A 12,129-nucleotide genomic window follows, 5' to 3' on the forward strand; every position below is an offset into this window, starting at 1 on the left:
AGGGTCCGACAGGGCGTTCGACAACGTCGCCAAGCGCCAGAGGTTCGCGCCTTTAACGACAAACCTAGACCAATTTCCGGCGACACGGCGACCGCCGTTACGTCGTGTATCGGCCGGCGCGGTTCAAGATGGGGTGGCCGGTGACGACGCAGGGTGTAAAGCTGTGGTCAGTTCGCCTGATCGAGACGGGACCGGGGATGCGTAAAACCAGGGACGACAAGGCGTCGTCGTGGCGCATAAGGGCCGCCGACCGGTGGCTGGTCGGACTGGCCCAGTTGTCGACCCCCTCCGTCGCTGGGCGTGTGATGATCGGCGGCGGTTTCGCGGCGGCGGCCCTGATCGCGCGTGCGGCGCTGTCGGTGATCTATGGCGAACTCACCGGCTTCACCATTCTGCTGCCGGCGGTCAGCCTCGCGGCGCTGGCGGGCGGCTGGACCGCAGCCTTGGTCGCGCTGGTGATCTGTATAGGCGGAGGCTGGGTCATTCTGGGCGTGACCGCCACGGGCAAGGACGGCGTGCTGAGCGCGATCGGTCTGGTGGCCACGGTCAACTTCATCATGGTCGGTCTCTTCATCGCCGCCGTCAGCGCGGCCCTGCGCGGCGCCTTGCTGCGGATCAGCGAGAGCGAGACCCGGTTTCGACAGTTGGCGGACACCACGCCCGCGCCCATCTAGCTGCGCAACGCCGATGGCGCGTTCCAATTCGCCAACGCCGCCGTCCTGAAACTGCATGGTCTGGATCAGACGGCGCTGGCTGAAGGCGGCTGGCGGCAGGCCATACACCCAGACGATTTGAAGAGGATCGACCTCTTGGAGGCCGAGGCCGCCAAGACTTGCCAACCCTACGAATTCGAGGTCCGCGTACGCGGAACGAACGACGACTGGCGCTGGATGCGCGCCATCGCGCGCCCGCGTTTCGACGATCAGGATCGGTTTCTCGGCCACACCGGGATCGCCTTCGACGTGACCGACAGCCACGCGGCGCTGGAGGCCTCGGCGCGGGCCGAGCGTCGCCACGCCTTCTTGCTGGGCCTCAGCGACCGACTGCGTGACCAGACCGATCCAGAAGAGATCATGGGGCAGGTCGAGAACGCCCTGGGCGGCCTGCTGGACGCCGAGCGGGTCGGCTATGGGGAGATCGATCAAGCGGCCGGCGTCGTAACCATGAGCCGCGACTGGACCGCCGGCGTCGCCAGCGCCCAAGGCCAGTTCGCCCTGGACGCCTTCGGCCCAGAATTGATCGCAGACCTTTCCGAGGGCCGCACCATCCAGATCGAGGATGTTCGCCAGGACCCCCGCACCGCCGACTCCGCCGACGCCTTCGACGCCATCCAGACCCGCGCGTTGATCCGCGCGCCCCTGATCCGCAACGGGCGACTGCGCGGCTTCCTTTACGTCCACGCCTCACAGCCGCGCGCCTGGACCGAGGCGCAGGTCAGCCTGGTCGAGGAGGTCGCCGCGCGGACCTGGGCCGAGGTCGAACGCGCCCGCGCCGAGCACGAGACCCGCGAGAGCGAGCAGCGGTTCCGCGTTATCGCCGACACCGCCCCCGTTCTGATCTGGGTGACGGGCCAGGACGGGCGCCGCACCTTCGTCAACCAGACCTATGTCGACTTCCATGGCGCAGACTACGAGACAGCGCGCGACCTGGACTGGCGCGTGGCGATCCACCCTGACGATCAGGCGCGCATCTTGGCCGAGTCCGTCGCCGGCGAGGCGTCGCGCGCGCCCTTTTCCCTGGAGGCCCGCTATCGCCGACATGACGGCCAATGGCGCTGGCTGAAGTCGTTCTCGCGCCCGCGTCTCTGCGGCTCGGAAGTGATCGGTTTCGTCGGGGTGGCCTTCGACGTGACAGAGACCCGCGCGGCCCAGGCCAGGCTTGAGGAATCCGAAAACCGCTTCCGCACCGTCGCGGACAGCGCGCCTGCCCTGATCTGGATGAGCGACGACGCGGCCCAGCTGATCTTCGCCAATCGGCGCTACCGCACCTTCTTCGGCGTGGAAGGCCAGACCCATCTGCCGGACAGCTGGCGGCGCCTGGTGCATGGCGACGACGAGACGGTCTTCTCGGCCGCCTTCATGCGCGCCTTCGAGGCGCGGGATCGGTTCGAGGCCCTGACGCGGGTGCAGCATCCGTCGCTGGGCCTGCGCTGGCTGCGCACCGAGGGGGTGCCGCGCTTCGACGCGTCCGGCCTGTTCCAGGGCTATGTCGGGGCCTGTCTGGACGTGACCGACGCCAAGCGGGCCGAGGACGACCTGAAGCGGATCAACGAATTGCTGGAGGAACGGGTCGACGAGGCGCTGATCGAAAAGGCCCAGGCCGAGGCCCAGCTGATGCACGCCCAACGGATGGAGGCGGTCGGGCGTCTGACCGGCGGGGTGGCGCACGACTTCAACAACCTTCTGACCGTGGTGATCGGCGCACTGGACATCATTTTGCGCAGCGACGATCCGGCCAAGCGCAGGAAGCTGGGCGAGGCCGCCCTGGCCGCCGCCCGCCGGGGCGAGAGCCTGACGCACCAACTGCTGGCCTTCTCGCGACGCCAGGCGCTGCGGCCCGAGCCCATCGACCTGAACGCCCTAATCCGCGAGGGAGAACCGTTGTGGCGGCGCGCGGTCGGCGAGGCGGTGGACTTCAAGGTCAAGCTGAAGCGCGGCGGGGCGCTCGCCAATGTCGATCCCGCCCAGTTCGAGGCGGCCCTGCTGAATCTGATCGTCAACGCCCGCGACGCCCTGGGCGACGTGACCGGACACAAGGGGCGCGGCGGGGCGCACATCACCGTGCAGACGCGCGAGGCCCAGGTCGCGGCCGGCGAAGTCGCCGAACTGGCCCCTGGCCGTTATGTCTGCGTCGCGGTGATCGACAACGGCGAAGGGATGTCGCCTGACATCGTGGACCGCGTGTTCGAACCGTTCTTCACCACCAAGGGTGTCGGCAAGGGCACCGGCCTGGGTCTAAGCCAGGTCTATGGCTTCGCGCGGCAGTCAGGCGGCGGGGCCCAGATCGTCTCGGCGCCGGGTCAGGGGGCGGAAATCCGGCTCTATCTGCCGGCGCTGTCGCGCGACGACCTGGCCGTCGAAGGCGCGCCTGTCGAGACGCACGCCAGCCGCATCGAGGGCGGCCGACTGCTGCTGGTCGAGGACGATCCAGGCGTGGCGGCGGTGGCGCTGGAAATCCTTGAGGAACTGGGGCTGGACGTCGATCTGGCGGAAGATGGCCAAGAGGCGCTGCGCGCGCTGGATCAGGCCGCGTTCGACATGATGCTGACGGACGTCGTGATGCCCGGCGGGATGAGCGGCGTCGATCTGGCGCGCGTCGCAGCCCGATCCTGGCCCGAGATGCGGATCGCCCTGGTGTCGGGTTACGTCGGCGACGATGTGGACGAGGTGCTGGCCGACACGCCTTGGCCGCTGCTTCGGAAACCCTATTCCTCGGACCAGCTTCGCGGCCTGCTGGAACAATTGACCGCCGCGCCTGTCGGCTGACCCGCAAAGAAAAACGCGCCGCAGAGCCTGCGGCGCGTCGATCATTCGAAAAGCCGATCTTTAGCGGCGCGCCTTTCGGGCGGCGTAGCGGGCGTCGCGCTTGGCCTTCTGCTCTTCCTTGGTCAGTTGCTTGCGGGCCTTGCGGTCCGCGCGCTTCTCGGCGTCGATCTCTTCCTGAGCGGCGAGTTCGGCGGCGATGCGAGCGGCTTCCTTCTCGGCCTTTTCGCGACGCAGCTCGGCCTTGGCCAGTTCGTGCTGCTGGCGCAGGGCTTCCTTTTCGGCGGCCCGCTTCTCGGCCAGCTTTTCGAACTCGGGATCAGGCGCGGCGGCCTTGGGCTTGAACTTGGCGAGCAGCGCCTTCTTGGCGTCCTGCTGGGCGGAGATACGGTCGGAGAATCCGGTCTTCAGATCTTTCATGCGAAAGCGTCAGGGTTCCTTGTGAGCGGCCAGGAGCGGCCGTCGGGGGTCAGGCGGCGAAGAAAACGCGCGGCCCGAAGCGGGGCGCACAAAGCCGATATGCGGGCGAAAATCAAGGTTCGCGGCGATGAAATCGACGGCCGCCAAGATTCGATTGGCGGTGGCGTCCTCGCCGCAACACCGCCATGCAGGCAGGAAGCTTCTGCCGGACGACAAGCGCCGCCGCCCGGCAGACCCGCCTTTTCAGGGCTTAGCGCGGCTTCTGCGACTGGCCGACCACTGTGCCGGCCGCGCCCCCGACGGCTGCGCCGACAGGGCCGCCGACCACGGCGCCCGCGACCGCGCCGCTGGCGGCCTTCTGTTCGATGGTGGTTCCGCAGGCGGCCAGGGCCAGGGTTCCCAAGACGGCAGCGGCGGTGATGGCGATTTTCATGGGCGTGTCTCCAAAAGCCACGCTTGAACGCCGAATCCGGCTTCGCGGTTCCAGCGGCTCGCCTTCAGTCGCGCATTACCTGACCGGTCACATTTCACAACCGCATCAGCCCGAACCTTTAGTCATCGACATCAACTACGCCCATTTATGACAAAGTTATCACAGAAAACAATACAGTATTGACGACATTGATTTCACCCTAATCGTCCGTTTTTGGCCACATCGTCGGCGACTGCTGAAAAATACCTAGGCGCTTCTGTCCCTTAACAGCCCGATTGCGAATCGACCACATTGCGGCCATAAAAGACTGGCTATAGGCCCGTCCTCGACGCCCGGGCCAGTGAGCCGAGCGCCGGATTCTGCAGGCTGGAAAGCGACCGAAAGCGTCGCCTGGCCGGCAAGACTACCCCGGGGGCCGCGTTTCTCGCCCTGCTGAACAGGACTACCTCGTTGTCGCATTCCTCGCAGACGCGCGCCCTTCTGCGCGCCGATCGTGTGGCCAGGATGAAGCCCATGACGGCCGCCGCAGCAATCGGGGGTCTGGTGGGTCTGGCGATCGGATGCGCCTATCTTGGCGGTACGGCTGCGCGCGCGACGACGCTGCGCGCCCAGGCCGAACGGATTCAAGGCGCCACCGCAGCCGGCTTCACCGAAGAAGCCCTGGCCGCCGCAGCAGGCGGCCTGGACGCCAGCGCCCTGACCATTGCACGTCGGCACGATCCCTATACCAGCGCCGGGTCCGCCCAGCGTGACCGCCAATCCGAATTGCTGGCCGCTCGTCTTGAACAGCTTCGCGCCTCGGACGGTTCCAGTCTTCGTCGCGCCAGCCTGACGGCGCCCGACCCCGCCCGACCCTTCCGCATGGACCACGCGCTGGACGCCAGCCGCGATCTGGATTGCCTGACGCAAGCCGTCTATTACGAAGCGCGCGGCGAAGGGTCTGACGGCATGAAGGCCGTGGCCCAGGTGGTTCTGAACCGCGTTCGCCATCCGGCCTTCCCCAAGACCATTTGCGGCGTGGTGTTCCAGGGCGCCGCGCGCAGCAGCGGATGCCAGTTCTCCTTCACCTGCTCCGGCGTGATGCGCGGCCGGGTCAACGCCTCGGCCTGGACCCGCGCGCGTTCTGTCGCCTCCAGCGCCCTGTCCGGTTCGGTCTTCGCCCGCGTCGGCAACGCCACCCATTTCCACACCACCAATGTCGCGCCCGGCTGGCGTTCGTCGCTGGTGCAGGTCAGCCAGGTCGGGAGCCATCTGTTCTATCGCTTCGGCGGGCGTTCGGGCGGCGGCAACGCCTTCACCTACGCCGCCCGTCCGTCGACCGAGGCCGAACGTCCGCGTCTGGTCCAGGCCAGCCTGAACCCCGTCGAGACGGCCCGTCAGGCCGGGCAGGCCGTGGCCTATTCGCTCGTTCTGGCGCAGGAGGGGCTCAGCGTCCCGACGGCCCACGGAGCCACGCCCCAGTCGCGCTCAGCGACCGCTCAAACCCCGACGCAGACTTCGGCCCAAGCCGTCGCTCGCACGACCGGCGCCGCATCGCCAGCCGCGCGCCCTGCCCGCCCCGCCGAGACGGCCACCAAGGCCGAGATGGCCGAAACGGCCGCCAGCCCCGCCTGATTGGCGGCGGCGGCGCGGCTCACAGCGCGTCCAGACCGATATCCAGCACCGGCGCCGAATGGGTTAGAGCCCCCACCGAGATGACGTCAACGCCCGTCTCGGCGATGGCTCGCACCGTGGTCAGATCGACGCCGCCCGAGGCCTCCAGCACGATGCGGCCGGCGACGCGGCTCACCGCCGTGCGAAGGTTGGCCAGGCTGAAGTTATCCAGCATGACGACGTCCGGCGCGGCGCCCTCATCGATCAAGTCTAGGACATCGTCCAACTGATCCAGGCCGTCGACCTCGACCTCGACCTTCATCAGATGCGGCGCAAAGGCCCGCGCGCGGCGCACCGCCTCGGCTACGCCACCGCAGACGGCGACGTGGTTGTCCTTGATCAGGATGGCGTCATCCAGACCGAAGCGATGGTTCATCCCCCCGCCGCAGGCCACCGCGTGCTTCTCCAGCGCGCGCAGGCCGGGTGTGGTCTTGCGGGTATCGGCGATGCGCGCCCCCGTGCCCTTGACCGCCTGGACATAGGCCTGCGTCAGGGTGGCCACGCCCGACAGCCTCCCCACCAGGTTCAGCGCCGTGCGTTCGGCGGACAGGAAGCCCCGCGCGTTCGCTTCGACCACCGCCAAAACAGCGCCCGGCGACAGGGCGTCGCCATCGGTCAGGCGCACGTCGATCCGGGCCTGGGGATCGAGCGCGAGGACAGCCAGACGCACCGCATCCACCCCCGCCAGAACGCCGGACTTGCGCGAGACGAAGGCCGCGGTCATCCGCGCATCCTCCGGGATGCAGGACATGGCGGTGACGTCGCCTGCCCGACCCAAGTCTTCGGCCAGGGCCAGACGCACGACCGGCTCGATCAGGATGTCGGGCAATCGTCTCATTCCGCCGCCTCCAGCGCCGCCGGGTGCGCCAGCCGCACGCGGGTATGAACGGCCTCCACCGCCGTTTCGGGATGGTCGGCGCGATAATGGCCGCCTCGGCTCTCGCGCCGGTCCAGCGCGGCCTGAGCGATCAGCCGCGCGGCCAGCAAGGACGCCGCGGGACCGTGCGCGGCCCGAAGCCGGTCGATCAGGTCGATCAACGTCGCCAGCCCCTCGGCCGTCCGCACCACGCCCGCATAGGCCGTCATGGCGCCCCGCAGTTTCGCCAAGCCGTCTTCCGGCAGATCGGACGCGATCTGAACCGCCAGCGGCCGCCCCCCACCCGTCTCGCCGGCTGCGGCCTTACCTGCCCGACGCCCGAAGGCGGCGGCTTCCAGCAGGGAGTTGGACGCCAGGCGATTGCCGCCATGCACGCCCGTCGCGGCGCATTCGCCCACGGCGAACAGGCCGGGCGTTGTCGTACGCCCGTCCGCGTCGGCGGCGACCCCCCCCATATGATAGTGGCAGGCGGCCATCACGGGGATGGGGCTAAGGCGCGGGTCCAGACCGGCGCGCATACAGGCGGCGAACACGGCGGGAAAGGCGTGAGGGAACTCCTGCCCGATTGCGGCGCGCGCATCCAGATAGGCGCCGCGCCCCTCGCTCCGCGCCGCGTGAACCGCGCGCGCCACAACGTCGCGCGGTTTCAGGTCGGCGTCGTCCGCCTCACCCAGCAGGAACCGCCCCTCGCCGTCGATCAGCCGCGCGCCTTCGCCGCGCAAAGCCTCGGTCGCCAGCGGCGCCGGGTCCAGGCCCACGTCGATGGCGGTGGGATGAAACTGCACGAACTCGGGATCGAGAATCGCCGCCCCCGCCAAAGCGGCCAGGGCCATCCCCTCGCCCTTCAGGCCCGAAGGCGTGGTAGTGGCGGCGAACAGGCCGCCCGCCCCGCCGGTGGCCAGCACCACCGCCGTCGCGGTGATCTCGACCAGACGAACGTTCGGTCCGCGCGCGATAACGGCGCCGACGACCCGCCCATCGGCGTCCTGCGTCAGGGCTTTAAGCCGGCCATCGTCCCAGACCTCGATCCGTTTTTCCGCTCGCACCGCCGCGACGACGGCCGACAGTATGGCGCGCCCAGCGCCGTCGCCGCCGACCCGCGCCACGCGCGGGGTGGAATGGGCGGCCTCCAGACTGACGACGAAACCGCCGTCCGCCTCGCGGTCGAACGGTGCGCCAAGTGCGGCCAGCCATTCCACCGTCTGACGTCCCACGCGGGTCAGGGCGCGCGCTGCTTCCGCTTCTACCAGGCCTGCACCCGCCGCCTCCGTGTCCCGGGCGTGGCGTTCGGGAGAATCGACGGCGGTCAGGGCGGCGGCCATTCCGCCCTGCGCCCAAGCCGAGGAACATCCGTTCAGCAGCGGCTCTGGCGTGATCACCAGAACCCTGACGCCCGCCCGCGCCGCCTCCAGCGCCGCCGACAGTCCCGCCAGGCCCGCGCCGACGATCAACGGCCCGTTATGTCGCATCCGGTTCACCGTCCGATCCCAAGATAGCTCAGCCCCAGACGCATCGCGCCCGCCGCGTCGCCCTCCGTCACCGGCAACAGGGCGCCGACCGTTGCCGCCGCGCACACCGCCAGGGTCAGAAGATAGAGGGCCAGGCTCTTGCCCGCCTCGGGCCAGTGCAGCGTGCCCCAGGCCGTGCGCCACACGCCGCGCTTCATGTGCGAAAAGACCGACAGCGCCAGGAAGGCGGCCAGGATGAACCGGCCCGTCGACAGCCCCCACCAGACCACCGCGACGCCGATCACCAGCAGCACCCCCTGCTCCAACCGGGGATGCACCCGCGTCAGCACCGGCCCCAGCGCTTTTGATCCGTCCAGCGGCGGGGCGGGAACCAAGTTCACCAGGTTCAGCAGGGCGATGAAGAAGGCGCCGGCCAGCCATTCGGGCCGACCGAGAACCAGGCCCACGCCCATGAACGGGATCATGGCCAGAAGACCGAACGCTGGCCCGGCCAGCGACACCAGAACGCCGTGCCACTCGCTCTTGGGCTCACGTCGGGCCTTGGCCAGACCGCCGAGGAACGGAATGATGTAGATGCGCGCCGGCCCCATGCCGAGCCGGTTCATGACCAGGGCGTGGCCCGCCTCATGGACGAACAGGCCGATCAGCACGGCCCCGGCGACGACGGCGCTGCCCGTGATCCACCACAGGAAGCCGCCCATCAGGGCGGTGGAGGCCAAGGCCCAGACCAGACTCTGGTCCTTTTCGACCGGCTGGTCGGCGCCGGGGGCCGCAGCGTCGGAAGCGCGCGGCGTTTCGGTGTGCTGGGACGGTTGGACGTCCCAGGGGCCAGGTGTGCGGGTGCGGGGTGTGGTGTCGATGTCGCTCATGGCGTCCAGATGGGCGCGCGCGTCGGGTCCGTCGCCGGGACCGAACGCCGCGCCTCAGATCAGCTCCACATCCACGTGATGACGCGCCTTTACGATGTCGTAACGAGCTGGAACGGCGGGCGGCGGCAGGTCGATCATCCGCTGGACGGCCAGACGCCCGCGCTCGATCATCTCCTCGGGCACGGTCACTTCGAATTGCAGGTTCACCAGGCAGTCGTGGATGTTCCGCAACGTGATCCGCTTCATGTGCGGGCACAAATTGCAGGGACCGACGAACTCGACGCTGGGCACGTCGCCCTTGATGTTGGACGCCATCGAGCATTCGGTGATCAACACCACGCGCTTGGGCCGGCGCTGCTCGACATAGTCGGTCATGGCCGCCGTCGATCCGGCGAAGTCCGAGGCCGCCAAAATCTCTTCCGGGCATTCAGGATGGGCCAGAACCTCGGCGTCCGGCCAGGCGTCGCGCATGTCCGCGATGTCCTGGACGGTGAAGCGCTTGTGCACCTCGCAATGGCCCTTCCAGGCGATGATCCCGACTGTCGTCTGGGCCGCCACGTTGCGGGCCAGGAACTCGTCGGGGATCAGGATGACACGGTTCACGCCCCATTCCTTCGCCGCCCATTCCACCACCTGAACCGCGTTGGCGCTGGTGCAGCAGATGTCGGTCTCGGCCTTCACCTCGGCCGTCGTATTGACATAGGTGATGACCGGCAGGTCGGGATAGCGCTGCTTGATCAGCCGCACGTCCGCCCCCGTGATCGACGAGGCCAGCGAACAGCCGGCCTTGAGGTCCGGGATCAACACGGTCTTCTCGGGAGATAGGATCTTCGACGTCTCGGCCATGAAGTGGACGCCCGCCTGGACGATCACTCTGGCGTCCGATCGCGCGGCCTCCTTGGCCAGGCCCAGGCTGTCGCCCACGTAGTCGCCGACCCCATGAAAGATTTCCGGCGTCATATAGTTGTGGGCCAGGATCACGGCGTCGCGCTCGCGCTTCAGCCGATTGATCTCGCTGATCAGCCGCGCCTGCTCGGGCCACTCCAGGGGGGTCACGTGGTCCTTGACCTTGGCCCACACCCCGTCGGTCTCCCGTTCCAGATCCTTCGTCAGACCGAACACGCCGTCCGCCATGACCGCCTTCTCCCTACCCTTATGCTCAAAGTTAGCATAAGCGGAACCAATGTAGGCCGATAGGGGCCGCGCGCAAGAGGAAACCGACGTCGGCGAGGCGGAAGCGCGTTTCGCGATAGGGACAAAGCGCAAAAACCTTTCCCAAAAGCGCCGCTATCGCCTAGACGAAGGCCCGTTTCGTTTCCGACCTCAGCGTCTTTTCGATATTTCCATGCAGGACACCATTCGCCGCATCCTGACCGCCCGTGTCTATGACGTGGCGGAGGAGACCCCGCTCGACCCTTTGAGTCGCCTCTCGGCGCGGATGCAGCGGCCCGTCCTGTTGAAGCGCGAGGACCTGCAGCCTGTCTTCTCGTTCAAGATCCGCGGCGCCTACAACAAGATCGCCGGCCTGTCCGAAAGCGAACTGGCGCGCGGCGTCATCTGCGCCTCGGCCGGCAATCACGCGCAAGGCGTGGCCCTGGCGGCGGCGCGTCGCGAGACGCAAGCGACCATCGTCATGCCGACCACCACGCCCGGCATCAAGGTCGCCGCCGTCCGGGCGCTGGGCGGCGAGGTCGTGCTGCATGGCGACAGTTTCGACGCCGCCTACGCCCATGCGCGCCTACTGGAGCAGCAGACCGGCGCGGTCTTCATTCATCCGTTCGACGATCCCGACGTCATCGCCGGCCAAGGCACGGTGGGACTGGAGATCGCTCGTCAGCACGCCGATCCGATCCAGGCCGTCTTCGTGCCCATCGGCGGCGGCGGTCTGGCGGCCGGCGTCGCCGCCATCGTCAAATTCCTGCGGCCCGAAACCCGCGTCATCGGGGTAGAGCCGGTCGATGCGCCCACCATGAAGTCCGCCCTGGACGCGGGCCAGGTCGTGACCTTGAACGAGGTCGGCCTGTTCGCCGACGGGGTCGCGGTGCGTCGCGTGGGCGACCAGACCTTCTCGCTGTGCAAGACCCTGCTCGACGAGATCGTACTGGTGGACACCGACGCCATCTGCGCGGCGATCAAGGACATCTTCGATGACAGCCGCGCCATCGCCGAACCCTCCGGCGCGGTGGCCTTGGCCGGGCTGAAGGCCTGGGCGGCCGCCAACCCGGGGGATGGCTCGCTGATCGCCATCAACTCGGGCGCCAACGTCAACTTCGACCGATTGCGTTACGTCGCCGAACGGGCAGAGATCGGCGAAGGCGCCGAGGCCCTTTTGGCCGTGGCGATGAGGGACGACCGCGACGACTATCGCCGCTTCCTGAACAGTCTGGACGGCCGGTCGGTGACCGAGTTCAACTATCGCTGGTCCGGCGATGGCCAGGCGCAGATCTTCGTCGGGGTGGCGCTGAGGAACGGCCCGCACGAGCGTGACGACCTGATCGCCGCCCTGCGTTCGGGCGGCTACGCCGTCGAGGACATGAGCGACAACGAGACCGCCAAGCTGCACGTCCGATATATGGTCGGCGGTCGCACCGTGGGGCTGCCGCACGAGCGCATCCTGCGCTTCCAGTTCCCCGAACGGCCCGGCGCCTTCCTGCGGTTCCTGAACAGCCTGCAACCCGCCTGGGCCCTGACCCTGTTTCACTATCGCAACCACGGCGACGACGTGGGCCGGGTGCTGGCCGGGATCAGCGTGCCGCCGCAGGATCAGGATCGGTTCGCGGCCGCCCTGGCTGACCTGGGCTATCCCTATGTCGAGGAGACCGACAATCCCGCCTGCCGCCTGTTCCTGGACGGCGTCTGAGGGACCGGAAGGCGACGATGCGTCGCATGGGCAAGGAGCGATGATGACGAAACCGTCGCATCTTCG

The 12,129-nt window shown here is 68.3% G+C and carries 10 protein-coding genes; 4 read left to right on the forward strand and 6 right to left on the reverse strand.

Annotated features, from left to right (window positions below; genetic code table 11):
- Nucleotides 1–197 precede the first annotated feature (197 nt).
- Together KZX42_RS14580 and KZX42_RS14585 are read left to right on the forward strand one after the other, a co-directional pair.
- A complete protein-coding gene (locus KZX42_RS14580) occupies nt 198–674 on the forward strand; it encodes a hypothetical protein (protein ID WP_248120443.1) in 477 nt (158 codons plus the stop codon).
- Nucleotides 675–3,485, forward strand: coding sequence for a PAS domain S-box protein (locus KZX42_RS14585; RefSeq protein ID WP_282438966.1), 2,811 nt, complete (start codon nt 675–677; stop codon nt 3,483–3,485). It begins immediately after the preceding gene.
- Nucleotides 3,486–3,545: 60 nt separating this feature from the next.
- Here the strand turns inward: KZX42_RS14585 and KZX42_RS14590 are convergent, their stop codons facing one another.
- A complete protein-coding gene (locus KZX42_RS14590) occupies nt 3,546–3,902 on the reverse strand; it encodes a DUF6481 family protein (protein ID WP_248120445.1) in 357 nt (118 codons plus the stop codon).
- A 250-nt stretch (nt 3,903–4,152) separates the two neighbouring features.
- A complete protein-coding gene (locus KZX42_RS14595) occupies nt 4,153–4,335 on the reverse strand; it encodes a hypothetical protein (RefSeq protein WP_248120447.1) in 183 nt (60 codons plus the stop codon).
- Nucleotides 4,336–4,785: 450 nt separating this feature from the next.
- Here KZX42_RS14595 and KZX42_RS14600 point away from each other — a divergent pair, with 450 nt between their 5' ends.
- Entirely contained in the window at nt 4,786–5,949 is a 1,164-nt protein-coding gene (locus KZX42_RS14600) for a cell wall hydrolase (RefSeq protein WP_248120449.1), read from the forward strand.
- Between the two features lie 19 nt (nt 5,950–5,968).
- Here the strand turns inward: KZX42_RS14600 and nadC are convergent, their stop codons facing one another.
- The 4 genes from nadC to nadA are packed head-to-tail and all read right to left on the reverse strand — an operon-like array spanning nt 5,969 to nt 10,337.
- Nucleotides 5,969–6,826 carry a carboxylating nicotinate-nucleotide diphosphorylase gene (nadC, locus tag KZX42_RS14605; protein WP_248120450.1) on the reverse strand — a complete coding sequence of 286 codons (858 nt, stop codon included), beginning with the start codon at nt 6,824–6,826 and terminating at the stop codon, nt 5,969–5,971.
- Nucleotides 6,823–8,334 (reverse strand): L-aspartate oxidase, encoded by a 1,512-nt coding sequence (locus KZX42_RS14610; RefSeq protein ID WP_248120528.1) that lies wholly within the window; start codon nt 8,332–8,334, stop codon nt 6,823–6,825. Before KZX42_RS14610 ends, nadC begins: the two co-directional genes overlap by 4 nt.
- A 5-nt stretch (nt 8,335–8,339) precedes the next feature.
- Nucleotides 8,340–9,203, reverse strand: a complete 864-nt coding sequence (locus KZX42_RS14615; protein ID WP_248120453.1) for a site-2 protease family protein — start codon at nt 9,201–9,203, stop codon at nt 8,340–8,342.
- Between the two features lie 54 nt (nt 9,204–9,257).
- Nucleotides 9,258–10,337 carry a quinolinate synthase NadA gene (nadA, locus tag KZX42_RS14620; protein ID WP_248120455.1) on the reverse strand — a complete coding sequence of 360 codons (1,080 nt, stop codon included), beginning with the start codon at nt 10,335–10,337 and terminating at the stop codon, nt 9,258–9,260.
- A 211-nt stretch (nt 10,338–10,548) separates the two neighbouring features.
- Between nadA and ilvA the strand changes: the two genes are divergently transcribed.
- Nucleotides 10,549–12,063, forward strand: coding sequence for a threonine ammonia-lyase, biosynthetic (gene ilvA / locus KZX42_RS14625; protein ID WP_248120457.1), 1,515 nt, complete (start codon nt 10,549–10,551; stop codon nt 12,061–12,063).
- The last annotated feature ends 66 nt before the right edge of the window (nt 12,064–12,129 follow it).

The organism is Brevundimonas sp. EYE_349, from assembly GCF_023147505.1.
GTDB lineage: Bacteria > Pseudomonadota > Alphaproteobacteria > Caulobacterales > Caulobacteraceae > Brevundimonas.

What these genes read in the sequence shown, in the direction of transcription:
- KZX42_RS14580 (WP_248120443.1), top strand. Translation starts at nt 198, where the DNA reads ATGCGTAAAACCAGGGACGACAAGGCGTCGTCGTGGCGCATAAGGGCC.
- KZX42_RS14590 (WP_248120445.1), bottom strand. Translation starts at nt 3,902, where the DNA reads ATGAAAGATCTGAAGACCGGATTCTCCGACCGTATCTCCGCCCAGCAG.
- KZX42_RS14595 (WP_248120447.1), bottom strand. Translation starts at nt 4,335, where the DNA reads ATGAAAATCGCCATCACCGCCGCTGCCGTCTTGGGAACCCTGGCCCTG.
- nadC (WP_248120450.1), bottom strand. Translation starts at nt 6,826, where the DNA reads ATGAGACGATTGCCCGACATCCTGATCGAGCCGGTCGTGCGTCTGGCC.
- KZX42_RS14610 (WP_248120528.1), bottom strand. Translation starts at nt 8,334, where the DNA reads ATGCGACATAACGGGCCGTTGATCGTCGGCGCGGGCCTGGCGGGACTG.
- KZX42_RS14615 (WP_248120453.1), bottom strand. Translation starts at nt 9,203, where the DNA reads ATGAGCGACATCGACACCACACCCCGCACCCGCACACCTGGCCCCTGG.
- nadA (WP_248120455.1), bottom strand. Translation starts at nt 10,337, where the DNA reads ATGGCGGACGGCGTGTTCGGTCTGACGAAGGATCTGGAACGGGAGACC.
- ilvA (WP_248120457.1), top strand. Translation starts at nt 10,549, where the DNA reads ATGCAGGACACCATTCGCCGCATCCTGACCGCCCGTGTCTATGACGTG.